Below are 25,866 nucleotides of genomic sequence, written 5' to 3'. Positions count from 1 at the left end.
CAAATAGACTCGAAACCCAGGCGCTGACCAGCACAAATGGAGAAACGCGACTGGAGTACTAGAGTCACGACCAGGCTCGACCGCCTCCAGGTCAGGGACCGCCCTCTTCCGCTTTCCGCTTCTCGTCGTGTCCCCGGGTCAAGCTCAACAGCAGCAGAGACATGATCGCCAGCACCATCAGCACGATTCCTACAACCACATCGATCACCTGGGCGCCGTCGAACACTTCCGTGTTCTGCCCGCCGATGGCCCACGGCGAACCGATCATCCATGCCCCGGCCACCAGCACCACCTGATCAGACCACTTGCCGGGGTAGCGGAAGAAGCGGGCGAGGGCGGTGAAGAATACAACCATCCCCACACCCAGCTCGTTGCGATGTGCGTCCTTTGCGGTGTCTGGGTAGCCCACGATCCATGGGGCCACGAACAGCACCACCGCGCTCAGGAGCATCAACAACCCGATGATGTGTTGCCTCTGCCCCCGCAGCAGAGACCGATCGGCAGAATTCCTCTTGGGCCGGGCAGTTCCCGGTTTGTGCGCTGTTGCCATGTCAGACACCTTTGCCCGGCCGAGTACCCCGATCGTCTCGTTCTGCTGCGGCCCCGAGCGACCCGCACCGCCAGGGGTACGCTCATGGCCCTGGTCGGGGTGGACACACTGCAGCTCGGGTACCACGCCCTCATGGACAAGGCGATCGGCGACTGAGGCCGGTGCCGGTGCGTGCCCCTTCGGGAAACGGGTACTCGCCAGGACATGATTCGGCACGCACTGTGGCAGGGGCTGCTCGCCGGTGCCGCTGGAGGCGCCGTGATGACGCTCGGCGAGAAGTTGGAGCAGGCCGTCACGGGCCGGCCGGACTCCCATGTGCCGGCCCGTGTTTTGCAGCGGCTGACCGGCCTGCCCGAGCGCCCCGGCACCCAGCCGCTCAAGGTCAACTGGTCCATGCACTTCGGCCAGGCCGCCCTCCTCGGCGTGCTGCGGTCGGTCATGGCCCAGGCCGGGCTGCGCGGACCGGTCGCCTCCGCCAAGTTCACTGTCGTCCGTCTCACTAACGACCAGATTCTGGAGAACGCGACCGGTGTGGGCGCCCCGCCTGAGACCTGGCCGCGTCGGGAACTCGTGGTGGACGTCCTGCACAAGGCCGTCTACGCATTCGTCACGGGCGCCGTCGCCGATGCCCTGGCAGCGCGCGGCGGCCCCGGTGCTGGACAGCGGCACGCCGCCCGGCGCCCCGGCCGCCGTGCGGACGCCGGCCCCTGCCCCGCCGGGACGCCCACGGGCGATGACCCGCCGGTCAGGAGCGCTTGCGCACCAGCACGGCGACCGCGGCGGAGACGAGCAGCCCGATCAGAGCGGCCAGAATCCTCCTGCCCCACGGGCCGGACACCCCGAGCCCTAGCCCGTCACGGAGCCGGTCGTAGAGGCTGAGCGGCACGCCCAGGACCGCGTTGCCCGGCGGGCGCCGCGGCACGACCGGGTGGGGATGGGTCGGCGCGCTGCGGCGCACCGTCTCCCACGCTGCACCGAGCCGCCGCAGCCGGCCGGCGTCCAGGGCCTCCTGCAGCCGCGGCAGGACGTGGTCCTCCTCGTCCCGGATGTCCTGCCGGATCAGGGCGAAGACCCGCCGCACTTTCTCCTCGCGCTCCGCTGTGCCGGGGTCCAGGCGCTCGATGTCGGTGACGAGGTCGTTGAATGATCTCCTGGTGCTCCTCCTCGACCCGGGAGGTCAGCTCCTCCCCGTCCGCCGCCGCACGCCGTACGGCCGGCCACAAGATGGTCTCCTCGGCGAAGGCGTGGCTGAAGACGAGCTGGACGACGTCCTTCAGGACCCGCTCCCGCTCCGCGCCGTCCGCCAGTGCCTGGTACCGGTCCATCAGCCGGTCCATCTCCGCATGATCATGGCGCTGGCGTGCCAGGACGCTGCCCGGGCCTCCCAGCTGGTCGACGCTCTGTGTCTCGATGGTCGTGGCCATGCCCGTCTTTTCCCACGGCGCCAGCGGCACACTGGGCGTCCGCCATGGCACCCGGGCCGGTGCCGCCATGCGCGGGTACCCCTTTTTCCGCAGGAGCCCTCACGTCACCCGGCCAGGCTGAAACCGCAGGCCAAGCGGGCGCGAGCGGTGGCCGGACCCCGGCCCAGCCGAAAGATCGCGAAGACTGAGCTGCGGCGCACCCTGCTCAAACGTCATGCCGCCATTACCTGCGCCCTCCTGGCCGGTAGGGCAGGCTTCAATACCGCTGCCTGCCTCGTGGGACGCTAGAGCACCCTCACCTCAGCGAGACCCACTGTGGGCGACAGTCTCTGCCGGGTGGGCGACGGGGCAAGGGTCAGGCAGGGCCGGGGCTCTGCCCGCGGGCTTCGTCGGCCACCTGCTGCCCGGACTCGCGGGCCTGCCCTGAGACCTGGCCTGCCTGGTCACGGGCCTCCTCCTTGGTGGTCTTCGCGGCCTGCGCGGCGGTGTCCTTCACCTCCTGGGCTGCCTGCTGGGCGGCCTCGGTGGCGTCCTGCTTCAGCTGCTGCGCGGACTCGACGGCTGCCTCCTTGACCGGCTCGAGCATTTCGCCGGCCTGCTCGGTGATCCGGGAGGCTGCCTGTTCCTCGGCCTGGGACGTCGGCAGGAGAGAGGCGGCCAGCAGTCCGGCGCCAAAGGCGATCAGCCCGGCCGCCAGCGGGTTGCCCTGCGTCTGTCGCACCGCCTGCTCCGGCGCCCGGCTCACCGCCTCACGGGCCTGTCCGGCCACCTCACCGACCTGACCGGCGGCCTGCCCGGCCGTCTGGCGTACCGTGTCCGCGGCACCGCCGGTGCCTTCTCTCACCGACTCCGTGGCCTGCACCGTACGATCCCGCGCCGTCACCGCCGATTCGGCGACAGTGCCCATGACGCGGTCACGAAGCCCCGACACCGCGCCTCGCATCCGCCGGGTGCGGCGGCGCACCATCTGCCTGGGGCGGGCGCGGTCGGCCAGCCGGTTGACGTTCTCCGACAGGCGTTCCCGGGTGGTGTCGATCTCGGACCTTATTTGGTCGGGTGCCGTGCCCATTGCGCGTCCTCCTTCAGGGTCTGCACGGTCTGTTCTGGTTTCGGGGACACCTCCCGCATCCGGGAGCGGCCCATCACGTACAGCACGGCAGCGATCACCGCCCACACGGCGGCGACGATCAGTGCCGCCCAGCCGGCGTCCATCACGTTGGCCAGACCGGAAACGGCCGCGAGCGACAAGAGGAGCGCCACCATGTATCCGCCGAACCCGGCACCCCCGTACATCCCGGCGGCCTTGCCCGCCTTGGCGCCCTCCTCGCGGATCTCCGTCTTCGCCAGCTCCACCTCCTGGCGGAACAGCGTCTGCAGATCCGACGTCACCGCCGACAGCAACTCGCCCGCCGAACGGTCTGGATCCGCCTCTGGCTGTCCACCGGCTCCCGGCGACTGCGGATAGATCGACGACATCTCACACCCCCGGATGAGCCGGATAACCGGACAGCTCCGGCGGCGGCACCGGCGTGCCCGCAGGCAGCATGCTGCTCTCCTCGCGCTCCAGCCCCGGTCGCCGAACGTCCTGAGACGGAGCCGTCGGGGCCTGCGCGCCCTTGGTGCCGGCCTTGGCCAGGCGGCCCACCACCAGACCGGCCAGCACCGCCCCGCCCAGGAACGCGCCCGGCCGGCGGCGCGCGAAGTTCTGCAGGTCGCCTACCAGGCCCTCCGCACCGTTCTTGTCCAGGTAGTCCGCCGCGCGGTGGCCCTGATCGGCTGCCTGGGACGCCAGGCTCCTGGCGGGCGAATCACCCGAGGCGTTCTCCGCCATACCCGCGAGGTCATCGGCCCACTGCCGCACCGTCCCGGCCAGCCGTTCCACCTGTCCCTGGCTCTCCCCCACCACGCGCTGCCTCAGGTCGCGTATCGCACCGCCTGCCTGCGCACGTGCTTCGCCCGCGACGGCCTTTGCCTGCTCGGCAGCAGTCCCGGCGACCTCGCCGGCCGCCTGCCCGGTCTGCGCCGCCACAGCCGACGTCTGCTCCTTCGCCTTCTGCCCCGTCTGCTGAACGCGACCGGCATCTTCACTCATGAGCCATTCCTCCTTCGGTGCTCCGAGGCGGCCGACGGCGTCGGCGCCTCGCTGATCCGGAGTCAGCGCCTCCGGATCAGCGTCCATGAGCGGGTACCCCACATATCCACACAGAACAGTCAAATAAGGCACGCGCGATCCGCTATGCCTTGGCCTCGCTGGTCGCGGCAGGTGGCCATGGCAAGGTTCGCGGTCAGCCCGGCCCAGCGACGCCAAACCCTCCATCGCCGCCCGCGTGGGCTCACTGAGTGGCTGGCTGAAGGTGCAGGTCACGCGGCACGCTTCGGATAGGTTCCCCGGGGTGAGGGGACAGTCGGAACTCTTCGTTTCGGGAGAAACTCATCGACGCCCTCGCCCGCACCGAGGCGCCACCGGTGGCCAAGGGCACGGTCAAGTGGTTCAACAGCGAGAAGGGCTTCGGCTTCATCGAGCAGGAGGGCAGCGGCCCCGACGTCTTCGCCCACTACTCCAACATCGCCAGCCAGGGCTACCGTGAGCTGCATGAAGGCCAGAAGGTGGAGTTCGACGTCACCCAGGGCCAAAAGGGCCCACAGGCGGAGAACATCCGTCCCGCCTGATCCCGCAGCCTCGGTAAGGTCCGGCTTTCCTTCGGGGGTCGGGCCTTTTCTCTGCGAACGATCCATTATGGCGGCGATCGGGACTGCTGCATGATCGGGTGACAGCGGGGTTTATGCAGCCAGAGCTGCGGGTGGGGTCATGATGGTCTCGTACTCGACGGGGGCCAATCGGCCCAGGCTTCGTTGCCGCCGGCGCCGGTGGTAGGTCCGCTCGATCCAGGCGACGATCGCGATCCGCAACTCCTGGCGGGTGGCCCAGACGCGGCGGTCGAGGACGTTCTTCTGCAGCAGTGCGAAGAAGCTCTCCATTGCGGCGTTGTCGCCGACGGCCCCGACCCGGCCCATTGGGCCGACCAAGCCATGCCAGGTGAGGACGGCGGCAACCTTGCCGGACCGGAATTGGGTGAGTTCAACCAGTCGTTGCAACACCGGGCTGTTGCAACGAGCGTAGCTGCTCTTCGAAGACCTCGGCTGGTGTCCGCCAGCCGAGGACCTTGCGGGGCCGGTTGTTGATCGCGATGGCGACGGCTTCGAGGTCCGTGGACGACCAACGGGAGAGATCAGTGCCCTTCGGGAAGTACTGACGCAGCAGTCCGTTGGTGTTCTCGTTTGTCGGTCGTTGCCAGGGCGAGTGCGGATCGGCGAAGAACACCATTGTCCCGGTATCGAGAGCGAACTGGGCATGACCGGAGAGTTCCTTCCCGCGGTCCCAGGTGAGGGTCTTGCGTAGCTGCTCGGGCAGCTGCGCCATCGACGTGGTGAGGGCCGCGTTCATCGCGATCGCGCCATAGCCCCCGAGCGAGGGGCCGTTCTTCACGGGCGGACTCTCGCCCCAGCCCTCGAGCCGAGGCAGGTGCACCAGGAGCGTGGAGCGGCTGCTGCGCTCGACAAGCGTGCCGATCGCGGAGCGGCCCGTCCCGATGATCAAATCGCCTTCCCAGTGGCCGGGGACCGCGCGGTCCCCGGCCTCGGCTGGGCGTTCACTGAGGATGACGTCCGCGGTGACATGCCCCTGCGGCTTGTTCTGCGACCGTGCACGGGGAACCCGCAGCGCCCGGCCGGTGCGCAGACACGTGACCAGTTCCCGCTTGAGCGCGCCACGGCCTTCGATGAACAGCGCCTGGTAGATCGCTTCGTGGCTGATGCGCATGGACTCATCATCGGGGAAGTCGACATGGAGCCGGTGCGAGATCTGCTCCGGGCTCCATGCCGTCGCCCAACGCCTGTCCTGCCGATGCGGCTTGTTCAGCCCTTTCCGGGGTCTCAGGCCCGGTGACGATCACGCCGTCGGGGCGGCGGACGCTGCCGGCGAGCCGCTCCTGCACGTACTCACGCAACCTGCCATCGCCTGCGAGCTTCGCGGTCTTCGGGCGCTTCGCAGCCTGCTGCGCTTTCCACTGCGCCACCAGAGCCCGGTAGACCGGTTTGCCGCCCCGGGTCGCCGCGTTGCGGCGCAGCTCGCGTGAGATCGTGCCCGCGTCGCGGCCGATCCTGCGAGCGATCTCGCGCACGCCGAACTCCTGGGCGCGCCGATAGCGCGATCTCCTCACGCTCAGCGAACGACAGATAGCGGCCGGTGGGCTCATCCAGGCTGATCGGCGGCATCCCGCCAGCGTGACGGAACCACCGGGTTCCGACCGGCCACGAAACGCCAACAGCGACCGCGGCCTCTGCCGTCGTCACTCCCGACGCGATCCGCCGCCAGAAGTGGCGCTGCACTGCACGAGACGGCTCCGGCCGACCCGGTGAACGCATCGGCGGTCGCATCGCCCGATCCGCCGCCCACTGCCGTCGCGCTCCCGCAGGCACCTCCGGCACCTTCTGCTCCTGGTCTCGTCCCATCGCATACCTCTTTGATCAAGGTGTTGCGACGACCAGTTGAATCCGCCTTGCGATCCACGGTCGGAGTGCACGATGCATCCCGCAGCGGGGCCACGGCGGGCAACGGCGGACTCCAGCGCGGCCACCGCAAGGCGGGACTTCATCCGGGCGTCGATGGAACAGCCCACGACGCGGCCGGAGTACACATCCTTGACCGCGCACAGATACAGCTTGCCCTCGCCGGTCGCGTGCTCGGTGATGTCCGTGAGCCACAACCGGTTCGGCCCGTCTGCGGTGAAGTTCCGCCGCAGACGGTCATCGTGGACCGGTGGCCCGGCTTTGGCATTCTTCCCGCGGCCCCTGCGTTTGCCGAAGGCGCTCCACCAGCCGTTGTCCCGGCAGATCCGCCAGGCGGTCCGCTCGGCCATCGCCTCACCGGCAGCGCGGGCCTCGTCGAGAAGGAAGCGGTGCCCGAACTCGGGATCGTCGCGGTGCGCATCGAACAGGGCGTTGGCCCGGTATGCCTGGGTAAGTTCGGCGTCGGTGGCAGGCCGGGCCAGCCACCGGTAGTAGGGCTGGCGGGCCAGCCCGAGCACCCGGCACGTCACCGCCACCGGCACCCGGTAAGGGGCATCGGCGGCGGCCAGCTCACGGACGAGCGGGTACATCATTTTGCCGGCAGGTTCGCCTGCGACAGATACGCCGCAGCCCTCCTGAGCACCTCGTTCTCCTGCTCCAGCAGCCGGATCCGTTTGCGGGCCTCGCGCAGCTCGGCCGACTCACCCGACGTCGTTGCGGGCCTGGCGCCCTCATCGGTCTCGGCGCGACGCAACCACTTCGACAACGTGATCGGGTGGACCCCGAAGTCGGCGGCGATCTGTTCCAGCGTGACGCCGGGCTCGATACCCAGCCCTCATGGGGCGCCGAAGCCGGCTCCCCGGACGGTGCCCGAGTCGGCGGAAGTCAGGCGCTGCGATCCGGATGGTTGTGATGACCGGTGGTCACCTTCGGGGCTCTTTACGGTCCCGCACAGTGCCGGACACGCCATTCCGTGGTGCAGTCGGGTCATGGCATCACCACCCGGCGACGACCAAGACGCCCCGGCGCCTCTCCGGATCCGCGAACGCCCATCCCGGCTGATCGACATCATGGTCGCTCTGCTGCTCTTGGTCGCGGACGCGGTCATCGTCGTTGCCGGCGCGTTGCTGTTCGTGATGGTCGGCATGGGCAGCACGTCGGCGAACTCCTCTCCGACCGCGCCTCGTGACGTCCCTGTCCTGACGTGGTTCGCCGTCTGGGGCTTTCCGGCTGTGGCGGCGGCCAGCGCCGTCGTGCACGCCCGCCTGAGGATGCCGGTCACCGCCGCTGTGCAAAGCCTGTTCACGCTCGCCTGCACGTTCCTGGCCGCAATCTGGACGCTAATGCTGCTGTCCTGACACTGATCATTCTTAGGCCTGGCGCGACGCGTGTTCGGTAACGACTACCACACTCTTCGGCAGCTTGCTCAAACGCCGATCTGGCGGGCCTGTCGGGCGTCATCGCCGCGGCTTCGGCTTCCTGGCGCCCTGGCCGCTCGCTGCGAGGGAGGGCGGATTCCCCGGAACCGCCCCTGATGCACCCCTAATGGAGCTCCTGACGATCGGGCCAGGACTGACGGTCCGTCAGGCTGACTCCATGCCGCCCGGGTAACCGCTCCCCCATGGGTGAGATCCTCAGCGCGGCCTACGCGTCCGACCCTGCCCGCCTGCAACGACGCCTTCCTCCTCGACGTACGCCTGTCCGCCGTACGGGCCCGGGAAGCCGCGCTCGAAAGGGCCCTTGCCCCACTCGAAGCTGAGCAGAACTCCCCGTCCACCGAATCAGCCTCAAACCGGACAACCCACCTCGAGCCGGACACCACCCACGTCGTCGTCGACGGCAGCAGCCGCCTCGCCGCTGCCCGCGAGGCCGGCCTCGACACGCTCAAGGTCATGGTCAGCGACGACCAGGGCACCACCCCCGAAGAGCTCCTCGAATCGGCCCTCGTCGCCAACATCCTGGTGGGGACGCCCGTTGCGGCAGCGACGGCCTGGCGGCGTGCGCTGACCGTGCGCACTCCCCCGCCGAACCGGCCGGAGCCCAGCTGGTCGGCCTTGCTCACGAGACCTCCCTTGCCAGGGCACGGTGATCGCTGTCGGGCCGCCGCGCTGCGTTCGGTCACGGTGGGGTGGGCTGGAGAGGGACGTCGGCGGAGGAGAGGTCGGGACGGGTCCTGTGGAGGCGTGCTGGGTGGCGCCACCGGCCACTGGCATCGCGGGCGACGTCGACGCCCACCTCGACCACCAGTTTGGGGTGCACGAGGGTCACCGTGAGCGTGTCCGTGGTGCCCCAGCCAGCGGAGAATGTCCAGCCCGTCCACGGATGCTCCGGACCGGCTGGGGTGAGGTGCCCGGCGATGGTGCTGCCGGCGGCGCGGGCGAGGGTGGTGCTGCGGCCGGTGTACTGCAGGCGCCCCTGGGCGTCGTATCTGCCGAGCAGGAGGCTGCGGGGTGAGGTGAGTGGGCCGGTGACTCCGCCGACGATCGCCTCGGTCGTCTCCCGTGTTTTGTACTTCAACCAGCCCCTGACCGAAGGCTGGTAGGAGCCGTCCAGGCGTTTGAAGACCACACCCTCTATTCCGACCGTTGCCCACGTGAGCCACTCCTTCACGGTGTCCGGGTCAATGGTCGACGGGCATAGAGCCCACGGCGCCGACAGGTGCTGGGCGGCGAAGACGGACTCGAGCGCGGCCCTGCGCCGCTGGTAGGGCCAGGCCGTGGTGTCCGTGCCGGACAGGCGGAGCAGGTCGAATGCGACGAAGTGGGCGGGGGCCTCATCGGCGGCCCGTGCCGCCCCGGCGCCGCGCCGCTGGAGCCGCTTCTGCAGCCGTTCGAAGGCGAGTCGGTTCTCCTCCCATACGACGAGCTCGCCGTCCAGCGCGGTCGCGTCCGGCAGCTGCGCGGCGCCGGCCACGATTTCCGGGAACGCGGGGCCCATCTCGGTGCCGCGTCTGGAGCGCAGCTCCACCTTTCCGGCGTCGACGGAGAGCAGGGCCCGGAATCCGTCCCACTTCGGTTATGCGCTGCTGAGCTGTCCGCGGGATATCGTCCGGCGCCATGTCGATCACTGGATGGCGGGTGCACTTCACTCGTCGAGCTGATGTGGCCGCGGGACGTGTCGCCGTTCATGCGGGAGTTCAGCGAGCTGTTTGCGGCCTCGATGAGCAACTGGACGAGTGGCGTGTGCCCGAGGGGCAGCCGTTCCTGATCAGGCCGGTCGGCATGTACGACGTCGAGTCGAACCGGTACTTTCTCGGTGTGGCCGGCGTCGTCGCCGTGGAACACACAGGCCGCGCACGCCCGGGATCTGCCTTCAGGGGGGCGGGGCGGACGTTCCCCGGACGACGAGACGGGGGGTGATGACTTGTTCCCCGGCGGGGATCTCCGCACCCTCCAGGCGTGCGACGGCCCGGCCGACGGCGAGCCCGGCGAGGCGTGCGATGTCCTGTCCGACGGTGGTGAGGTCGATGTGGGCCAGGCGGGCCAGATGGCTGTCGTCGAACCCGACGACGGAGATGTCTCCGGGGACCGCGACGCCGGAGCGGAGGAAGAGGTCGAGTACGCCGGTCGCGCAGCGGTCGTTGAAGGCCAGTACGGCGGTGGGGCGCGGGCGGGTGGCCGACAGGGTTCGGGCGGCCTCGGCGCCTTCCTCCTCAGTGAGACCGCCGGGGAGAATGCGGATGTATTCGCCCAGGCCGTGGCGGTTCATGGCGGTGCGGTAGCCGCGGCGCCGGTCGGCTGCGCCCGGTGCCCGGCCGCCGTCGATGTGGGCGATGTCGCGGTGGCCCAGAGCGACGAGGTGGTCCACCGCCTGGCCGGCTCCTCGTCGTCGGCGGTCCGTACGACCTCCAGGCCCGGGACGGACGGCCGCAGCCGGCGGGCCACGGAGACGACCGGCAGTTGCCCGGCGAGTTCCGCCAGCCGCGCGGCGGGGGCCTGCGGGCCGAGCAGGATCAGCGCCTCGCAGCGGTCGTCGAGCAGCGTCTCGACGGCGCGCTGCTCGCCGCGCCCGGCGGCCACGGCACTCAGCGCGATCTGGTACCCGGCCGGTTCGGCCGCCGCGTAGATGCCCTCCACCAGGTCGGAGTGGAACGGATGCTGGAGGCCGAACTGCACCCCGAGCAGATGGGAGCGGTGGCTGCGGAGCAGCCGGGCCCGGGCGTCGGGTCGGTAACCGATCTCCCGCGCGGCCTGAAGGACGCGCTCGCGGGTGGCCTCGCCGGCCCCTTCGCGCCGCGCATCACGATGGAGACCAGCGCCGTGGACACCCCTGCCCGTGACGCCACGTCGGCGAGCGTCGGTCGCTTTCCGTTGGGGACCGCTGAGGTCGCCGGCAACCTGTCCTCCCTGGTCGGAGTCGTCTCCTACGGAGTCGACTATAGAACGTTCTAGCTTTCACGGGCCACCGGAGCCTTGACAGGGGAGGGCGACAGCTGGCGTACTGCTGCTCCCCGGAGTTCTAGAACGTTCTAGTTCCTTGAACGTTCTAGTCAGAAGTCGCGGAGAGAGGTACGTGGCGATGTACACACTGGCGGCCTGCGCCGAGATGGTCTTCCTGGATCTGCCGATCGACGAGCGGGCACGGCGCATCCATGACGCCGGTTTCCAGGTCGAGATCTGGGACTGGACCCGGCACGACCTTGCCGCTCTGGCCCGGACCCCGGCCGACTTCTCCTCCATGACCGGTTACATCCGCGGCAGTCTGACCGACGAGGAGGGTGCGGCCGAACTCCTGAGCACCGCCGAGGAGTCGCTCAAGGCGGCCGAGCAACTGGGCTGCCCTCGCCTGAACCTGCACGGCACCGGACTGGATGGCCAGGGCCTGCCGGTGGTGCCGGTGACCGGTGAGGTCACCGGTGAGATGTGGATCGCCGCCCACCGCACGCTCACCCGCCTCGCCGAGCTGGGCGAGAGCGCCGGGGTCGTCTTCACCCTGGAGAACCTCAACACCGCCGTCGACCACCCCGGGGTTCCGTTCGCGACGGCCGCCGACACCCTGGCCCTGGTCGCGGCCGTGGACCGGCCCGGGCTGCGGATGAATCTGGACCTCTACCACGCCCAGATCGGCGAGGGGAATCTGATCGAGCTGGTCCGCAGGGCCCATGCCCTGGGCCTGATCGGCGAGATCCAGGTGGCCGACGTCCCCGGCCGCCGCGAACCCGGAACCGGGGAGATCAACTACCCCGCCGTCGCCCGCGCCCTGGCGGGCCTCGGCTACGAGGGCACGGTGGCGATGGAGGCGTGGGCCTCCGGCGACAGCGAGCTCGCTCTGGAGCGCTTCCGCTCCGCCTTCACCGTCTGACTGTCTCCACTGCCTGTACCTACCCTGACGACGACGTACGGAGCACCCGCATGACCACCCAGCAGCCTCTCGCCGTCGGCCTCCTCGGCGCCGGACGGATGGGTTCGTTCCACGCCGAGACCCTCGCCCACCGCCTCCCGGGCGTCCGGCTCGTCGCCATCGCCGACCCCACCCCGGGCGCCGCGCGGAGCCTGGGCGACCGGCTCGGCTGCGCCACCGCCTACACGGACATCGGTGAACTGCTCGCCGACCCGCACATCGACGCGGTGGTGATCGCCACCCCGGCCCGTACCCACGCCGACCTGGTCGAGGCGGCCGCCAAGGCGGGCAAGGCGGTCTACTGCGAGAAGCCGATGGCGGTCACCCTCGCCGAGGCCGACCGCGCCATGTCGGCCGCCGCGGATGCGGGCGTGCTCCTCCAGGTGGGCTTCAACCGCCGCTACGACGCGGGCTTCAGGGCCGCCCACGAGAAGATCGCCGCCGGCGCCATCGGCACACCGCAGCTGTTGCGCTCGCTCACCCGCGACCCCGCTCTGGCCGACCCGGCCCGCATACCGCCGTGGACGATCTTCCTGGAGACCCTCATCCATGACTTCGACGTCCTGCGCCACCTCAATCCCGGTGCCGAACCCGTCGAGGTCTTCGCCATGGCGGACGCCCTGATCCGCCCCGACTTCAAGGACCGCGGCCTGCTCGACACCGCCGTTGTCACCGTCCGCTTCGACAACGGCGCCCTCGCCACCGCCGAGGCCAGCTTCCAGGCCGTCTACGGCTACGACGTACGCGCCGAGGTCCTCGGCTCGGCTGGGATGCTCACCATGGGCGACGTCCGCCGCACCCACCTGACCGCATACGGCCCGGACGGCGTCGCCGCCGAGTGCGTCACCTACGACCAGCACCTCTTCCACGACGCCTATGTGGCCGAACTCGCCGACTTCACCGACAGCGTCCGCACCGAGCGCACCCCCTCCGCCACCGGAGAGGACGCACGCGCTGCCCTGGCCATCGCCCTCGCCGCCGTCCAGTCCGTCACCACCGGTGGTCCCGTCCGCGTCGACAAGCTCCAAGACCTGTGAAGCACGGGTCTTCGGCCGCAGCGCGGACCCCGGCGCCGTGTGACAAGTACGGGTGACGGCCAGGTCAGTCCAACATGCGACACCCCCGCTGCTCGAGTGCGGCGGGGGTGTCGGTGACTAGTGCTGGATTCCTCATTGGATGTACACATATCGGCGTCGTAGTTGGCGGGTGGGCGGGGCCGGCCGCCCCCAGATCCAGGGGCGGGCTCGGGCGTTGAGCTGGGCGGTGGCCACGGCTGTGGCCTGGGCGATGTCGTCGGGGTTGGCGAAGGACCGTCCGGCCAGGGCGGTCTTGCGGAAGATCCGCCACCAGCCTTCCTGCAGGTTCAGCCAGCACGCGCCGACCGGGATGAACGCGTGGCGGATCCGGGGGTGGTCCTCCAGCCAGGTCCGGGTGGACAGGCTGTTGTGAGAGGACAGGTTGTCGGTGACGATCCAGATCTCACCGGTCGGGTTGGCGTCCTCGACCAGTTGCAGGAACTGCTGGTAGAAGACGCTGTTGCGGGAGGAAGCCGCCATGGTGATCTGCTGGCCGTCCCGTACGCGTAAGGCTCCGTAGACCCAGGTCTTCTCCGGCCCGCGGCTAGCACCAGCTCCGACTTGCGCCGGCCCGGCCGCGGCTCATCCGCAAGTCCGGCCATCCGCCGGGCAGCAAACCGCGACCGCCACTTCCTCACCGTGTCCGCGGTTACCTTGAACTCCGCCGCCACACACGTATTCGGCTTCCCGTCCGCGCACGCCAAGACGATGCGTGCCCGCTCGACAAGACGGGGCGCCACCGCCCCGCCCGCCCAGCGCAGCAACTCGGCGCGCTCCTCATCGGACAGCACAACTTCGACGGCACGAGGACCCCGAGACATGAAAACAGGCTACAGACTTAAGCCCGAGATTTCGGGCGCACCACACTAGGGTGCTGCGATGGTCACAGCCCCTGCTGTTTCGGATTCCTACGCGCGGCACGTGCTGGCCCGTATGTCGGGCTTCTTCACCGACGAAGGCACGCCGTGGGCGCGCCGTCTGTGGGACGTAGGTTCCGTGCTCGCGCTCGAGGAACTCTGGGAGGCCGGCTCCTGGCAGGCTCAAGGGGTGCTCTCGCCGACCGCGTGCGACTGGCAGCGCAACGAGCTCAACGTTCTGATCGGCCCCGACCGCGGTCTCGGAGACCGGGACCTGCGCAAAGAACTCACTGGGCTGCTGAAGAACTCGCTGCCGGATCCCAGCCCTGCGCGACGCCGTCTCAAGGAGATCATCGGGCACGTCCGGGTCGGCTATCTGGAGCGGTGGGCGGCGGCGGTCAACGTTCCCGTCGAGGAGCGGGTCAAGCCGGAGCGGTACTCCCGCACGGTGGCCTCCCACCTCCTTGACCTGGGCTATAGCGCCAGCTACCTCAAGGCCTGGGCGAAAGATCTCTACGACACGCGCGCCACCACGGCGGACATGGCGGATAGTGCCGCCGGGCTCGCGCGGACGCCGGCCCGCTCGTACGAGGTGCTGGTGGCGCTGGAGAAGGTGCCCCAGCGGCAGCTCGCCGAGCCGCTGGAGCACTGGTACGACAAGGGCAAGGTCGTCGCCTGGCTGCGCGAACACGGCCACGCCACGGCGGGCGTCCGGCCGGGCGGCGGGTTCGTCTACCGGTTCACGGCGCTGGATCCGTTCGGCGCCGCCGAGCAGGCGCGCCAGATGGTGGAGCGGATGACCGCACGCTCCCAGTTCCTGCGGAAGGACCGCGGCGGGGTCGAGCCACTCCCCTATATCTGGGTCGCCGGTCACGCGCGGCCCATCCCGCTCGATCCCCCGGCGCGGGGCGCCGATGTTCTGACCCTGGTCAACGAGGGGCACCTCTACCAGGTCGCCGGCACCCGCAGCCGCATCGACGACGCCCTCGAACTCGCGGCCGCGGTCAACCGCGGCCCGATGGCCCCGGCCGTCGCCGGCGCGTGGGCCGCCGTCGAATCGCTGCTGATGCACCCGGACGACCCCAAGGGAGAACACGAGCGGTCCGGCAAGGCAGTGGCGGCCGACCGGATGGCGGCCATCATCGCCTGCTCGTGGCCCCGCGCCGAGCTCACAGCCCTCGCGCACCGCCACAAGCCCCGTACGAAGGACGACCTCGCCCGAGCCGTCACTGCGGGCGCCACGAATCAGGAACGCGCCCGCCTGGTCGCCGAGGCCCTGCACACGAGCGGTGCCTCCGCCCTGGACTTCACCGGCGCGTCCACGAAGTACAGCGACCGGCCGGCTGCCCAGCGCATGGCCGACCTGGTCCAGAACCCGCGCCCGGTGCTGGGGGACGTCGCCGGCGCCTTCCGGATCGCGCTGCGCAGGCTGTACCGCACGCGGAACATCGTCCTGCACGGCGGCGCCACCCAGGGCGTCGCCCTGGAGGCCTCGCTGCGCACCGCCGCACCGCTGGTCGGCGCGGGCCTGGACCGCATCGTGCACGCCGCGTACGCCGAAGACCTCGACCCCCTCGACCTCGCGGCCCGTGCCGAGTCGCCCTCAAACTCGTCAACGGCGAGACCGGGCTCTCCGTCGTCGACCTCCTCGAACCTGTCTGACCGGCAGGCACGCGTAGCGCAACGCCGTACGCCGCAGCCCACTTCGAGTGAGTGCCCCGGCCGAACCAGGGTGCGCGCTGTCTCGCAGCTCTACGATGCGCAGATGGCTTCCTACGCGAAGGACCCGCGCTGCACGGCCATGGCCGAGGCCCTGGTCCCGTTGCTACGCCGCTGTCCCGCCTCACCTTCACCGCAGGCGACCATGGTGGCGGGCATCATGCTGGCTTCGCATAGGCCTCCGCCAGTTTCTGCTTGTCGTCCTCGACCATGTTGGTGAGGATGATTTCAACTTCGAGTTCGGTGCCCGAAGGCGTAGGCTGCACCTTCGTAATGCTGTAACCAGCAAATGGCTCTGGACACAGCGCGAAAGAAGTGATTTCTCCGCCCTGGTAGCGGGGATCATCCTTGATCTGCGTCAATGCGGCCAGCATTTCATCAAGAGTCATGCTCGGAGGCGGTTCCACTTCGCTTCTCCCTTGCACTCATGCGGACAAGGTGTCCCTCGCGAGTGTCCTACACATGGGAATCTGCGGCACCCTGGAACGATGCGGGTGAGCCCGCAGAGCCGCCTCCACACCACGCGCAGGTTGGTAGGGGCCATGATGTCCGAGGTACAGGGGGGCCATACAGCGAACGGGTGACAGCCCGGTCGAGGGCGTATGGCCCTCGGATCACGCCGCAGTCATTCGTCTGGCTCGTGATCATTCAAGACCGCAGCGTTCCTGCGGCGCTCGGTTCGACCCATAGGGGAGAGGACCAGGCCATCTCGCCGTCGACCTGGATGGCCCGCAGGTAGTACGAGAGGAATCGGCGTCACGCGACTCCGAAGCCGGGCAGCAGCTCCTCCTGCGTGTACTTGCTTCTCGACCTATCTAACTAATAGGACTCCGTTAGGTCTTCCCGTCGGCCCTGTTCGGGAGCACGTTGGTTGGGTGGATGCACATGAAGTGAACCGTTTTCGAGCGAAGTTGGCGTTGTTCGTGGCGGATGTGTTCGCCTCGGTGCCTCGGAAGGACCAGCGGGCCAAGGGCGACTGCTATCTGCGCGGACTGATGCTGGACGGCCGCCGCAAGTCCATTCAGGCCATGGCCTCGCGATTACCGGACGGCAACGAGCAGAACCTGCAGCAGTTCGTGAACCAGTCCACGTGGGATCCGGTGCCGGTGCAGCGCCGGATCTGCGAACGGATGCTGCCCTGGCCGCCGGCCTCGGGCCGGAGGCATTCACCCCGCTCACGTGGCGGCACGGCTCGAGAGGGGATTTACGCTCCCGCTTCGCCGCCGTGCGCGTGCGGCCGGCCGGCAAAGCAGTCGAGCGCCCCATCAAAGCCGCGGCATCGGCCGAACAGGGCTGGTGGGACGGTGTCCTGCCCGACTGCTGGCTGCTGGTCGAATGGCCCGCCGGCGCGGAGGTGCCGACCGATTACTGGCTGTCCAACCTGCCGGCTGACACCCCGATCGCCGACCTGGTACGTCTGGCCAAGGTCCGCTGGCGCATCGAGCACGACTACCGCGAGCTCAAGCACGGCCTGGGCCTGGGCCACTTCGAGGGGCGTTCCTGGGCGGGCTGGCACCACCACGTCACCCTCGTTACCGCGGCCCATGCCTTCCTCACCGAACAGCGCCTGGCCCCAAAAGTGCCCGGGCCGGTCTCACCCTCTACCAAGTCCTCGACGCCCTCCAAAGCGTCCTGAGGTGCTGGACCGGCGTCTGCACCACCTGCCACCAACCCCTGCCCAGCGGGTCACACTCAAGGCCAAGATCGAGACAGACCTAACGGAGTCCTATTAGTGCTGGATTCCTCTTTCCGTGGGTATATGTGCTGGTGGCGGGGTGGTTCGGGTGCTCGGGGGCGGGTGCTGGACGGTGGTGTTACGGGCACGGCCAAGCCGTGATGAGGATGAGCGGGCAGTGGTGCGTCGGCTGTCGCGGGCCCGCAAGGCGCCGCGAGATGCGGTGATGCGGGCGCGGATGGTCGAGCTGAGCTGGGCCGGCTTGCGAGTTCCGGCGATCGCGGAGGAGCTGGACTGCGGCCAGAAGACGGTGCGGCGTTGGCTGCACCGCTTCAACCGCTCCGGGCTGGAGGGACTGGAGGATCTGGGCGGGCAGGGCCGCAAGCGGCGGATCACGGAGGCCGAGCGGTCCCGGATTATCGCCCTGGTCAAAGAGGTGCCGCCGGGGAGGCTGGAGGTGCAGCCCGGCGGGGACCTGTGGGCGGCCGACGAGTCGGGGCCGGCTGAGTGGACGCTGGACTCCCTGGCTGCTCAGGCCCGGCAGTTGGGCATCGAGGTCGGCCGCTCCCAGGTGCGCAGGATCCTGATCGCCGAGGGTGTGCGCTGGCGCCGCACCCGGTCCTGGACCCGTTCGAAGGACCCGGACTTCGCGGGAAAAGGACGCGGATCATCGGCCTCTACACCCAGCCGCCCGACGGCGCGACGGTCATCTGCGCCGACGAGCTGGGGCCGGTGATCCCGCGCACCTTCGCGCCCGCACCGGGCTGGTCACCGGACGGGCACCGCATCAAGTCCGAGCTCGACTACAGCCGCGGGCCGGAGAAGACCTGGGTCTACGGAGCCTTACGCGTACGGGACGGCCAGCAGATCACCATGGCGGCTTCCTCCCGCAACAGCGTCTTCTACCAGCAGTTCCTGCAACTGGTCGAGGACGCCAACCCGACCGGTGAGATCTGGATCGTCACCGACAACCTGTCCTCTCACAACAGCCTGTCCACCCGGACCTGGCTGGAGGACCACCCCCGGATCCGCCACGCGTTCATCCCGGTCGGCGCGTGCTGGCTGAACCTGCAGGAAGGCTGGTGGCGGATCTTCCGCAAGACCGCCCTGGCCGGACGGTCCTTCGCCAACCCCGACGACATCGCCCAGGCCACAGCCGTGGCCACCGCCCAGCTCAACGCCCGAGCCCGCCCCTGGATCTGGGGCGGCCTGCCCCGCCCACCCGCCAACTACGACGCCGATATGTGTACATCCAATGAGGAATCCAGCACTAGCTCCCGGGCGAGCCATGTGGTGTCACCATCGAAGCGTGATCGTCGTCCTCGATACCACTGTGCTCTCCTCGGACTTCACGTGCTCTGGCACTGCCTGACGTGTCCTGGCGCATGCCAGTAAGGCCTGGGGGCTGCAGATCCGCGTTCCCGAGGTGGCCGTCGCTGAACTCCCACGGCGCTGGTCCGAGGGCTCTCGAGCGGACGTCCACGGAGCATGCTCTCCCCGGTCACCCCGGGTGGCGGGGGCTGCCGTGACGGCATCGCGGCTGTTTCGTTTGACGCTCGTAAGCGCGTCACACTCGTCAAGGGGGCAGGGGATGCTGGGAGAGGCGCTGACGGCGTTGGCGGCGGCGGGCGGAACCGCCGTGGTGCAGGCCGCCGGGACCGATGGGTGGACTGTGTTCCGAACACGGGTGGCCATGCTGTTCGGTGGGGGAGACGGGCAGCGTGAGCGCGCCGAGGCGGAACGCCTCGACCGCACGGCCGCCGCCTTGGAGACGGCCGGCCCGGGAGAGGCCGAGCGGGTGCGGGTGCAGCAGGGGGCGTCCTGGCAGACCCGTATCGAGACGCTGCTCGAGGGACTGCCCGAGGAAGACCGCACACACGTCGCAGCGGAGTTGCGCGCCTTGGTGGAGGAGCAGGCCGGACGTACTCGGCAGGGCGCAGGTCCCGTCTCCGGGAACACCTTCCACGGCCCCACCGCCGTTCAGGTCGGCAGCGGAAACCGGCAGAACAACCACTTCGGGTCAGGGCCGGGAGCATGACGACATCTCACGAACGCAACGGTGGGGTGTCCGACAACACCTTCCACGCCGCCGCCGCGGCACAGAGCGGCGACCAGGGGATCCAGATCAACCAGTTCGCGAGGACACCCCGAGGCCCTCGCAGCAGAGTGCGGTTCTCGCTGGCGACGATCGCGGTGCTGCTGATCTTCGGCGGTGCGGGCGTGGCCCTTATCAAGATCGCGGATCGAGATACGCCCTCCGACCGGCCGGGGCAGTCGGCGCTCGCCCCGGCCGACGCGGTCTCCCGGTCGCCGTCCCCGCCGTCACCGTCACTTACGCCGGGCACCTCCCAGGCACCGGCCGCCCCTACGGCGTCCGCACCCCGTGCGAGCGGGCCGACACGGACGCCCCATGCCGAGGAAGCCGCTCCGCCGCGCGACGCGGTGTCCACACCCCCCGCCCCCGACGAGAAGCAACCCCGGGCGGACCGACGGGATGCGGCACCACGAAGGTTCCAGAACCAAACGAGCGGGCTGTGCCTCGCCATCCCCGAGGCCTCCACGCGCGACACGACCGCGGCGGTCCAATGGCGCTGCTCCACCAGTGCCAGCCAGCTCTGGGCGCTCCAACCCGTTCCGGGCGGCTACCGGTTGCGCAACATGGGGAGCGACAAGTGCCTGGTGGCCGACGGGAAGTACGGCGGCACCGTCAGCCAGCGGATGTGCGGCACCGCCGCCGACCAGGTCTGGGTACGAGACGACCTCGAACGGCTCAGGAATCCGCAGAGCGGCTGGTGCCTGGCCATCCCGTACGGCAGCACGAAGGAGCTCGAAAAGCCCATTCAATGGACGTGCACTGAGAACCTCGACCAACGATGGACCTGAGGAACGGGCGCGCCAGTCGATGGGCGGCAAGCTGATCTTCGCTCAGGAACACGTGCTGACGGCGTCGACTCGGGGGCCGGCGGTGCGATGCGGGACGTCCTCTTCGAACCTCGTGACGACGGAACGGTCCGGCTGTCACTGACGGAGCCGCATGAAGACGGGTTGGCTGTGTCAGTTTCCGGGGGAGTCGTTTCGTGAACCTTCCCCTTGATCGTGGACACCTGGAGACTGGGACGTGAGTTCCAGAGGAAGTAGTGCCAGGTGGGAAGTAGAAGCAACCGCAGCAGGCGGTACACGGAGGAGTTCAAACGGGACGCGGTCGCTCTCGTGCGTTCCTCCGGGAAGACCGTCACCGAGGTGGCCCGGCAGCTCGGGGTCAGTGCCGAGGGCCTGCGGAACTGGGTCAAGCAGGATGAGATCGACCGCGGGCAGGGGGCGCCGGGAGAGCTGACGACGGCCGAGCGTGAAGAGCTGCGCCGGCTGCGGAGGCTGGCCGCCGAGCAGGCGGAGACGATCGAGGTGCTGCGAAAAGCGGCGGTCTTCTTCGCGAAGGAGAGCGATCGATGAGCGAGGTGTACGCGTTCATCGAGGCGGAGAAGACCACCCACCATGTTGCTCTGCTGTGCCGGCTGCTGAAGGTGGCCCGCTCCTCCTTCTACGCATGGCTGGCCGGTGAGAAGACCAGGCGGGCGAAGCAGGCCGCGGACGATGTCCTGGCGCACGAGATCACCGTGCTGCACCTCGCCTCCCCCCGACCGGGAGCAGGGCGCGCAGCTGGAGGAGATGGCTCGCACGGGACGGGTCCGGGTCGACTACCGGGGCCTGAGCGTGGGCGAGTACCCGGCGGCCTGCTACCGGCAGGCGCGGCAGCTGTTCGTCATCGACGAGGATCTGGCGCCGTTGATGATCTACGCGGCCGGGCTGACCGGCCGGAACCCGGAAACCCTCAAGGAACTCCCTGCCGAACACCGGCTGTTGGAGGGCAGGGCGGTGGCGGTGACGGTCACCAAGCGCCGACGGGGCAAGGCCAACTCCCGCACCACCGTGCACTGGAGCGTGGACGGCGATCCGACCCGTCAGCTGAGGACGTCGGGCAGCTTCTACTTGCTTATGCACCGGATGATGGCCCGAAGCAGGGCGTTCTCCGGAACGACCTCGGTGTGGTCGATCTGGGCGGGCAATGGCCGAGGCGGCGTCCGGCACGCCTCGACGGGTGGCCACACGGGCCCGTTCGATGCCGAACTGGCCCGCAAGCTCCACCTCGGCCGCTGGGCGCGGCGGCACGGCCTGGTCGACGACAACGGCGCTCCGCTGCAGATGATGCTGACGCGGATCAAGAAGACCGTCGAGGCCCGCACGGCCAAGCAGGTCGGGGGGCATCTGCCGTCGGCCCGGCTGACGAACACGGCGGACACCTCCTTCGCCTACTACCTGCGGGGGGACCCGTTCGTCCGCGAGTGGGCTGCCGACGTGCTCACCGAGGCGATCACGGAGGCTGAGGGCAACGCCCGAGCGGTCGTCGCCCGGCTGGGCGGCGCAGACGTTGACGCTGTGCCGGATCGGGTGCGCACGCAGGCAGCCGCCGGTGAACTCGACACCCTGGCATCCGCGTGCGTGGACATCGAGCATGGCCCGGACGGGGGCCGATGCGAGGAGTCGTTCCTGACCTGCTTCCGCTGTCCGAATGCCCTGGTGATGGAGCGGCACCTACCCGCCCTGCTCGCCTTGGCCGAGGCCCTGCGCGAGGATCTCCAGCAGCGGGACGCCGAGCAGTGGACGGCCCGGCACGAGGTGATCTGGCAGATCCTGACCGGCGATATCCTGCCCCACTTCAGCCCGGCCCAGCGCGCCGCAGCACAGCAGACCCGACCCGTGCTGCGGCTCGATCTGCTGGACGGGCCGAAGGAGTTGCCGTGACGCACGTTGCCGAAACCGTCGCACACCCAGTGGCCGTACCGGGCGGCGCCCTGGTGCTGGCCGGGCGGCCCATCCGTCCCGAGGCCCGGCTGGAGGAGACCTCCCGGTACGCCGATGACGCGTGGTCGTTGACACCGGCGTGGCTGCGCGCCGACCGCAAGTCCCTCAGGCTCGACTTCGGCGCACTGCCGGCCGCGCTCATGGACACCGCCAAGCGCCTGTTCTACGCGTTGCTCATGCAGGACACCCCGTCCGGCGAGCAGCCGATTTCGATCTCCAGCACCCGTACCTACTTCAGCTGCGTGCGCCGCTTCCTGCTGTGGGCGCATGCCCGCGGACGCACTCTCGCGCAGGTGACGGGCGACGATCTGGACGCCTACCACCGGGAGTTGGTCGGGCTACGGCTGTCTATCAGCGGCGTGCTCCGCCATCGCCGCGCCGTACGGATGCTGTGGGCTTACCGCTCCCGCCTTCCCGATCACCTCGGACAGGACCCGCTGCGACGCCCGTCGTGGCAGGCATGGGCCCGCGCCAACCCGCGACGGCCCGGCGAGAACCTCACCGACCGCATCCCCGAGCACGTCATGGGGCCGCTGCTGACCTGGGCGCTGCGCTGGGTCGACGACTTCGCCGACGATGTACTCGCCGCCCGAGCCGAACGCGATGCCATCGACGCCCGCCCGCCCTCGGCGCCCGATCCGCTGTCGGCGCTGCGCAGCCTCCTGGACGACTTCCGCCGACGCCAACAGCCGCTTCCGGCTGCACCCGCATGGGTGGCGCCCGGGCGTCGCCGTCCCGAGGCGTTTGTGAACTTCCCGTACCTGGCGCGACTGGCGGGCTATCCACGCCACAGGTTCGACAAGGTCCGGCCCCGGCGGCTGATCGACGAGGCGGCCCGCGACCTCGGGGTGGACACCGATTCCCCGCTCGCCCACACCATGCAGGCCCGGCTGGACGGCCGCCCCTGGCTGGAACGGATCTCGTACTACGACGTCGCCCGCTTCGAACGGCTGCTGCACGTGTCCTGCTGGATCGTCATCGCCAACCTCTCCGGCATGCGTGTTCCGAGATCAAGCACCTGCAGCGCTGGAAGGTGGCGTGCGGGATGCCGAGGCGGCGCTCGACCGCGGTCACGGTCGGCCGCCGTCCGCTGATGGCCGCCTCCTCAAGGACGGTGTCGATGGCGGCCTTCACGGCGTCGGCGTCGGGCAGGGCGCGTTTCACGGGGCGGACTCCGGGGTGTGGCGGGTCAGGAACGCGGCCGTGACACGCTGCTGTTCCTGAAGGCGATGGCGGACGTAGGGGGCGAGACGCTCACCGTCGACCAGAGCCTCCTCCAGTTCGGTGAGGTGGCTGGTCAGGGCCTGGAGGTTGGCGGGCGTCAGGGCCGTGTTGCGGCAGGCCAGGGGCTGGCAGTCGGACATGACCGGCAGGTCGGCCGGGCTGGCCGGATTCCGGCACAGGGCGCGGTCGGGGTTGTAGACGCAGGTAAGGAACGTTCCCGGATACAGGTGCGGGTCGTGGCGGGCGAGGATGCGGCGCAGGCGGGCTTCGTCGGTGACGACCTGGCCCTCGAAGACGGTGTGGCGGGAGAACTCGGCCAGCCGGGCTTCGGCCTCGGCGCCGGCCGGACCGGTCAGCGCCGGGCGGTCAGGGTCCGCGCCCATCTGGGCGAGGAGTTGTCCGCGGGTGAGAGCTTCTTCGGCTTCGACTTCGTCGCGGAAGCCGGAGTCGCTGGTGCCAGCGTAGCCCTCGAACATCTGGATGCGCTGGTGGTGGTACTGGAGGGCACCGGCGATGGTGCCGCCGGGGCGGCGGGCGATGAACCAGGCCAGGGTGCGGCGGAACTGTCGGGTGGTCAGGTGCGGCAGCCGTCCCCGGTCGTCGGGGATCGCGTCCGGGCGTTCCCTCTGTGCACAGTAGGCGTTGATCCACGTCATCAGGGCTGTGATTGCGACGAAACCTCGATGCTGGAGCTGTACCGCACCGCCCTACACATACGCCGCGACAACCCCGCCCTCGGCGACGGCACCATGACCTGGCTCGACGCCCCCGCAGGAGTCCTCGCCTTCCACCGCGAACCGGGCTTCACCTGCGTGCTGAACCTCTCGGATGAGACGTACCGGCTGCCCGATCACACCACGATCCTGCTGGCCAGCGGCCCGATGGCGGACAGACTTCTGGAACCGGACCACGTGGTCTGGCTCAAGGCATAGCGGCCTCACCCGGGGGAACGCCCCCGCTCAATTCGCCAGGGCCTCTCCGGTGCCACTCCCCGCCGACCGGAGGGGCCCTGGCCCACATGGACAACGGACAGCTGCAAACCCTGTCCATAACTTCATTTCGTACCGCCAGCCCGTCCCGACCGGCAGGGTCGGGACGAGCTCGGCGAGTGCGACGTCGACGGGGAAGTCCACAACATCAGATTCCGGCCGCGGCGGCGCCCGTGCACGTGCAGCGGCGTTACCTGAGGAACGGCATCACCGCCTTCACGACGCAGTGCCTCCCAGGGCCGCTCGTCGTCGGGGCGGGCGGCGAGGGCCTCGGCGATCTGGCGGCCGGTCCCCTCCAGACCGACCAGGACCATGTCTTCCTTCGTTCCGAAGTACCGGAACAGGCTGGCGCGCGACAGCCCCGACTCGGCCGCGATCTGGTCAACGGTCGTCCGGTCGAAGCCTTGCTCGATGAAGAGCCGCAGTGCCACGTCGACCACTTCCGCATGCACGGTCGCGCGCATGCGCTCACGCAGTCCGGGCTTGGCCGCGGGGCGGGCGGGAGTACCGGCGGAGTCAGTCATGCGTGAAGGGTACACAGGAACTCACCTTGATACTCAGTCTCTGTTGGAGTTAGGATCTCGATCCAGTACTTCGTTTCGAACGGGAGTTTTCATGAGCAAGATCTGGTTCATCACCGGGTCGTCGCGCGGTTTCGGCCGCCAGTTCGTCGAGGCGGCCCTGGAGCGTGGCGACAAGGTCGCGGCCACCGCCCGCGACACCGACTCCCTCGCGGATCTGGTGGCCGCCCACGGTGAGGCGATCCTTCCGCTGAAGCTGGACGTCACCGACAAGGCCGCCGCCTTCAACGCCGTGCAGCGGGCGCACGAGCACTTCGGCCGCCTCGACGTCGTCGTCAACAACGCCGGCTACGGCCTGTTCGGCACGGTCGAGGAGCTGACGGAGCAGCAGGTCCGCGACCAGATGGAGACCAACTTCTTCGGCGCCCTGTGGGTCACCCAGGCCGCCCTGCCCCTCCTGCGGGCACAGGGCAGCGGCCACATCGTGCAGATCTCCAGCGTCGGCGGCGTCACCGCCTTCCCCAACCTCGGCGTCTACAACGCCTCCAAGTGGGCCCTGGAGGCACTGAGCGAGGCCCTTGCCCAGGAGGTCGCCGGCTTCGGCATCAAGGTCACGCTCGTCGAGCCGGGCGGCTTCGCCACCGACTGGGCCTGGCTCCTCCGCCACCTTCGCCGGGCAACTGCCCGCCTACGACGACCTGCGCGCGGCCGTCGCCGCCAGCTGGAGCGGGATCAAGGTCGGCGACCCCACCGCCGCCGGCCCGGCCCTGCTGACAATCGTCGACGCCGACAACCCGCCGCTGCGCGTCTTCTTCGGCACCGCACCGCTGGGCATGGTTCCCCATGTCTACGCCGAGCGCCTGAAGACCTGGGAGGACTGGGCCGACGTCTCCGCGCAGGCCCAGGGCGACCCTGCGTGAACCGAGCCCGGTAACACCGCGCAGGACCGGCGATGTCGCGGAGCCGGTCACCTCTCACCCACCACACTGAGAGACCGTCCGGCTCCCGGCTCCGGCCAATCCGCTGCCCCCTGCAGGCATCGCATCGCAGCCATCCTGCCGT

22 protein-coding genes and 10 pseudogenes are annotated in these 25,866 nt (G+C 69.5%); 16 read left to right on the top strand and 16 right to left on the bottom strand.

Translation table 11 applies throughout. The features are described from left to right. Nucleotides 1–91: 91 nt before the first annotated feature. From V8690_RS41580 to V8690_RS41555, 6 genes and pseudogenes are all read right to left on the bottom strand, one after another. The gene (locus V8690_RS41580) at nt 92–1,219 is read right to left on the bottom strand and encodes an SPW repeat protein (protein WP_338785177.1); all 1,128 of its coding nucleotides are present in this window, start codon (nt 1,217–1,219) and stop codon (nt 92–94) included. A 76-nt stretch (nt 1,220–1,295) separates the two neighbouring features. Continuing rightward, entirely contained in the window at nt 1,296–1,631 is a 336-nt protein-coding gene (locus tag V8690_RS41575; protein ID WP_338785686.1) for a hypothetical protein, read from the bottom strand. Nucleotides 1,632–1,749: 118 nt separating this feature from the next. Then, nucleotides 1,750–1,875, bottom strand: a pseudogene (locus tag V8690_RS41570) (hemerythrin domain-containing protein); the annotation flags it as partial. 454 nt (nt 1,876–2,329) lie between these two features. Then, nucleotides 2,330–3,043, bottom strand: a complete 714-nt coding sequence (locus tag V8690_RS41565; protein ID WP_338785176.1) for a DUF3618 domain-containing protein — start codon at nt 3,041–3,043, stop codon at nt 2,330–2,332. Beyond that, a complete protein-coding gene (locus V8690_RS41560) occupies nt 3,019–3,363 on the bottom strand; it encodes a phage holin family protein (RefSeq protein ID WP_338785175.1) in 345 nt (114 codons plus the stop codon). Before V8690_RS41560 ends, V8690_RS41565 begins: the two co-directional genes overlap by 25 nt. Before the next feature lie 88 nt (nt 3,364–3,451). Next, nucleotides 3,452–4,066: a hypothetical protein gene (locus tag V8690_RS41555; RefSeq protein ID WP_338785174.1), complete on the bottom strand. Its 615-nt coding sequence runs from the start codon at nt 4,064–4,066 to the stop codon at nt 3,452–3,454. Between the two features lie 374 nt (nt 4,067–4,440). Between V8690_RS41555 and V8690_RS41550 the strand changes: the two genes are divergently transcribed. Then, nucleotides 4,441–4,644, top strand: coding sequence for a cold-shock protein (locus V8690_RS41550; protein WP_338785173.1), 204 nt, complete (start codon nt 4,441–4,443; stop codon nt 4,642–4,644). 111 nt (nt 4,645–4,755) lie between these two features. On the opposite strand, the pseudogene V8690_RS41545 reads toward V8690_RS41550, so the two are convergent. The 3 pseudogenes from V8690_RS41545 to V8690_RS41535 all read right to left on the bottom strand — a co-directional run. After that, a pseudogene (locus tag V8690_RS41545) lies at nt 4,756–5,049 on the bottom strand (IS3 family transposase); the annotation flags it as partial. 4 nt (nt 5,050–5,053) lie between these two features. After that, nucleotides 5,054–6,411, bottom strand: a pseudogene (locus tag V8690_RS41540) (IS30 family transposase). Continuing rightward, nucleotides 6,324–7,351 (bottom strand): annotated as a pseudogene (locus V8690_RS41535) (IS3 family transposase); the annotation flags it as partial. The pseudogenes V8690_RS41540 and V8690_RS41535, both read right to left, overlap by 88 nt. 181 nt (nt 7,352–7,532) lie before the next feature. Between V8690_RS41535 and V8690_RS41530 the strand changes: the two are divergent. Both V8690_RS41530 and V8690_RS41525 read left to right on the top strand, forming a co-directional pair. Then, complete coding sequence (locus V8690_RS41530) at nt 7,533–7,901, top strand: hypothetical protein (RefSeq protein WP_338785172.1); 369 nt, start codon at nt 7,533–7,535, stop codon at nt 7,899–7,901. 447 nt (nt 7,902–8,348) lie between these two features. Further along, nucleotides 8,349–8,501, top strand: a pseudogene (locus V8690_RS41525) (plasmid partitioning protein); the annotation flags it as partial. A gap of 160 nt (nt 8,502–8,661) precedes the next feature. Here V8690_RS41525 and V8690_RS41520 read toward each other — a convergent pair. Both V8690_RS41520 and V8690_RS41515 read right to left on the bottom strand, forming a co-directional pair. Further along, a pseudogene (locus tag V8690_RS41520) lies at nt 8,662–9,543 on the bottom strand (ATP-dependent DNA ligase); the annotation flags it as partial. A gap of 312 nt (nt 9,544–9,855) precedes the next feature. Beyond that, nucleotides 9,856–10,879 (bottom strand): annotated as a pseudogene (locus V8690_RS41515) (LacI family DNA-binding transcriptional regulator). 182 nt (nt 10,880–11,061) lie between these two features. Here V8690_RS41515 and V8690_RS41510 point away from each other — a divergent pair. Together V8690_RS41510 and V8690_RS41505 are read left to right on the top strand one after the other, a co-directional pair. Continuing rightward, a complete protein-coding gene (locus tag V8690_RS41510) occupies nt 11,062–11,844 on the top strand; it encodes a TIM barrel protein (protein WP_319171786.1) in 783 nt (260 codons plus the stop codon). Between the two features lie 50 nt (nt 11,845–11,894). Further along, nucleotides 11,895–12,920, top strand: a complete 1,026-nt coding sequence (locus V8690_RS41505) for a Gfo/Idh/MocA family oxidoreductase (protein ID WP_338785171.1) — start codon at nt 11,895–11,897, stop codon at nt 12,918–12,920. A 132-nt stretch (nt 12,921–13,052) separates the two neighbouring features. Here the strand turns inward: V8690_RS41505 and V8690_RS41500 are convergent, their stop codons facing one another. Next, a complete protein-coding gene (locus V8690_RS41500) occupies nt 13,053–13,439 on the bottom strand; it encodes a transposase (protein ID WP_338777006.1) in 387 nt (128 codons plus the stop codon). Nucleotides 13,440–13,561: 122 nt separating this feature from the next. After that, nucleotides 13,562–13,780, bottom strand: a pseudogene (locus tag V8690_RS41495) (helix-turn-helix domain-containing protein); the annotation flags it as partial. A gap of 58 nt (nt 13,781–13,838) precedes the next feature. Here V8690_RS41495 and V8690_RS41490 point away from each other — a divergent pair. Next, nucleotides 13,839–15,755 (top strand): hypothetical protein, encoded by a 1,917-nt coding sequence (locus tag V8690_RS41490; protein WP_338785170.1) that lies wholly within the window; start codon nt 13,839–13,841, stop codon nt 15,753–15,755. On the opposite strand, the gene V8690_RS41485 is transcribed toward V8690_RS41490, so the two are convergent. Further along, nucleotides 15,694–15,924, bottom strand: a complete 231-nt coding sequence (locus tag V8690_RS41485; protein WP_338785169.1) for a hypothetical protein — start codon at nt 15,922–15,924, stop codon at nt 15,694–15,696. The genes V8690_RS41490 and V8690_RS41485 overlap by 62 nt on opposite strands. A 486-nt stretch (nt 15,925–16,410) precedes the next feature. Between V8690_RS41485 and V8690_RS41480 the strand changes: the two are divergent. The 8 genes and pseudogenes from V8690_RS41480 (at nt 16,411) to V8690_RS41445 (ending at nt 23,164) form a co-directional block, all read left to right on the top strand. Then, a pseudogene (locus V8690_RS41480) lies at nt 16,411–17,171 on the top strand (transposase). 217 nt (nt 17,172–17,388) lie between these two features. Continuing rightward, the gene (locus V8690_RS41475; protein WP_338775318.1) at nt 17,389–17,946 is read left to right on the top strand and encodes a helix-turn-helix domain-containing protein; all 558 of its coding nucleotides are present in this window, start codon (nt 17,389–17,391) and stop codon (nt 17,944–17,946) included. Further along, nucleotides 17,832–18,605, top strand: coding sequence for an IS630 family transposase (locus V8690_RS41470; protein WP_338785653.1), 774 nt, complete (start codon nt 17,832–17,834; stop codon nt 18,603–18,605). Before V8690_RS41475 ends, V8690_RS41470 begins: the two co-directional genes overlap by 115 nt. A 196-nt stretch (nt 18,606–18,801) precedes the next feature. Then, on the top strand, nt 18,802–19,248 hold the full coding sequence (locus V8690_RS41465; protein WP_338785168.1) for a hypothetical protein: 447 nt from the start codon (nt 18,802–18,804) through the stop codon (nt 19,246–19,248). Beyond that, a complete protein-coding gene (locus V8690_RS41460) occupies nt 19,245–20,093 on the top strand; it encodes an RICIN domain-containing protein (RefSeq protein WP_338785167.1) in 849 nt (282 codons plus the stop codon). The genes V8690_RS41465 and V8690_RS41460 overlap by 4 nt, the downstream gene beginning before the upstream one ends. Before the next feature lie 261 nt (nt 20,094–20,354). Then, nucleotides 20,355–20,660 (top strand): transposase, encoded by a 306-nt coding sequence (locus tag V8690_RS41455; RefSeq protein WP_338785166.1) that lies wholly within the window; start codon nt 20,355–20,357, stop codon nt 20,658–20,660. A 216-nt stretch (nt 20,661–20,876) separates the two neighbouring features. After that, nucleotides 20,877–22,010, top strand: a complete 1,134-nt coding sequence (locus V8690_RS41450) for a hypothetical protein (RefSeq protein WP_338785165.1) — start codon at nt 20,877–20,879, stop codon at nt 22,008–22,010. Continuing rightward, on the top strand, nt 22,007–23,164 hold the full coding sequence (locus tag V8690_RS41445) for a hypothetical protein (RefSeq protein WP_338785164.1): 1,158 nt from the start codon (nt 22,007–22,009) through the stop codon (nt 23,162–23,164). Before V8690_RS41450 ends, V8690_RS41445 begins: the two co-directional genes overlap by 4 nt. A gap of 66 nt (nt 23,165–23,230) precedes the next feature. On the opposite strand, the gene V8690_RS41440 is transcribed toward V8690_RS41445, so the two are convergent. Then, on the bottom strand, nt 23,231–23,950 hold the full coding sequence (locus V8690_RS41440) for a hypothetical protein (protein WP_338785163.1): 720 nt from the start codon (nt 23,948–23,950) through the stop codon (nt 23,231–23,233). A gap of 27 nt (nt 23,951–23,977) precedes the next feature. On the opposite strand from V8690_RS41440, the gene V8690_RS41435 reads away from it, so the two are divergent. After that, entirely contained in the window at nt 23,978–24,226 is a 249-nt protein-coding gene (locus V8690_RS41435; RefSeq protein ID WP_338785162.1) for a DUF3459 domain-containing protein, read from the top strand. Nucleotides 24,227–24,348: 122 nt separating this feature from the next. On the opposite strand, the gene V8690_RS41430 is transcribed toward V8690_RS41435, so the two are convergent. Beyond that, nucleotides 24,349–24,807: a TetR family transcriptional regulator gene (locus tag V8690_RS41430; RefSeq protein ID WP_338785161.1), complete on the bottom strand. Its 459-nt coding sequence runs from the start codon at nt 24,805–24,807 to the stop codon at nt 24,349–24,351. A gap of 91 nt (nt 24,808–24,898) precedes the next feature. On the opposite strand from V8690_RS41430, the pseudogene V8690_RS41425 reads away from it, so the two are divergent. Beyond that, a pseudogene (locus V8690_RS41425) lies at nt 24,899–25,724 on the top strand (SDR family oxidoreductase). Nucleotides 25,725–25,866: the final 142 nt, after the last annotated feature.

Source organism: Streptomyces sp. DG1A-41, assembly GCF_037055355.1.
GTDB lineage: Bacteria > Actinomycetota > Actinomycetes > Streptomycetales > Streptomycetaceae > Streptomyces.
This window is presented reverse-complemented; position numbering and strand designations above follow the sequence as displayed.

Coding starts and splice junctions, on each gene's coding strand:
- V8690_RS41565 (WP_338785176.1), bottom strand. CDS start 3,043: ATGGGCACGGCACCCGACCAAATAAGGTCCGAGATCGACACCACCCGG.
- V8690_RS41555 (WP_338785174.1), bottom strand. CDS start 4,066: ATGAGTGAAGATGCCGGTCGCGTTCAGCAGACGGGGCAGAAGGCGAAG.
- V8690_RS41530 (WP_338785172.1), top strand. CDS start 7,533: ATGGCATCACCACCCGGCGACGACCAAGACGCCCCGGCGCCTCTCCGG.
- V8690_RS41510 (WP_319171786.1), top strand. CDS start 11,062: ATGTACACACTGGCGGCCTGCGCCGAGATGGTCTTCCTGGATCTGCCG.
- V8690_RS41505 (WP_338785171.1), top strand. CDS start 11,895: ATGACCACCCAGCAGCCTCTCGCCGTCGGCCTCCTCGGCGCCGGACGG.
- V8690_RS41500 (WP_338777006.1), bottom strand. CDS start 13,439: ATGGCGGCTTCCTCCCGCAACAGCGTCTTCTACCAGCAGTTCCTGCAA.
- V8690_RS41490 (WP_338785170.1), top strand. CDS start 13,839: ATGGTCACAGCCCCTGCTGTTTCGGATTCCTACGCGCGGCACGTGCTG.
- V8690_RS41485 (WP_338785169.1), bottom strand. CDS start 15,924: ATGACTCTTGATGAAATGCTGGCCGCATTGACGCAGATCAAGGATGAT.
- V8690_RS41465 (WP_338785168.1), top strand. CDS start 18,802: ATGCTGGGAGAGGCGCTGACGGCGTTGGCGGCGGCGGGCGGAACCGCC.
- V8690_RS41460 (WP_338785167.1), top strand. CDS start 19,245: ATGACGACATCTCACGAACGCAACGGTGGGGTGTCCGACAACACCTTC.
- V8690_RS41450 (WP_338785165.1), top strand. CDS start 20,877: ATGGCTCGCACGGGACGGGTCCGGGTCGACTACCGGGGCCTGAGCGTG.
- V8690_RS41440 (WP_338785163.1), bottom strand. CDS start 23,950: ATGACGTGGATCAACGCCTACTGTGCACAGAGGGAACGCCCGGACGCG.
- V8690_RS41435 (WP_338785162.1), top strand. CDS start 23,978: ATGCTGGAGCTGTACCGCACCGCCCTACACATACGCCGCGACAACCCC.
- V8690_RS41430 (WP_338785161.1), bottom strand. CDS start 24,807: ATGACTGACTCCGCCGGTACTCCCGCCCGCCCCGCGGCCAAGCCCGGA.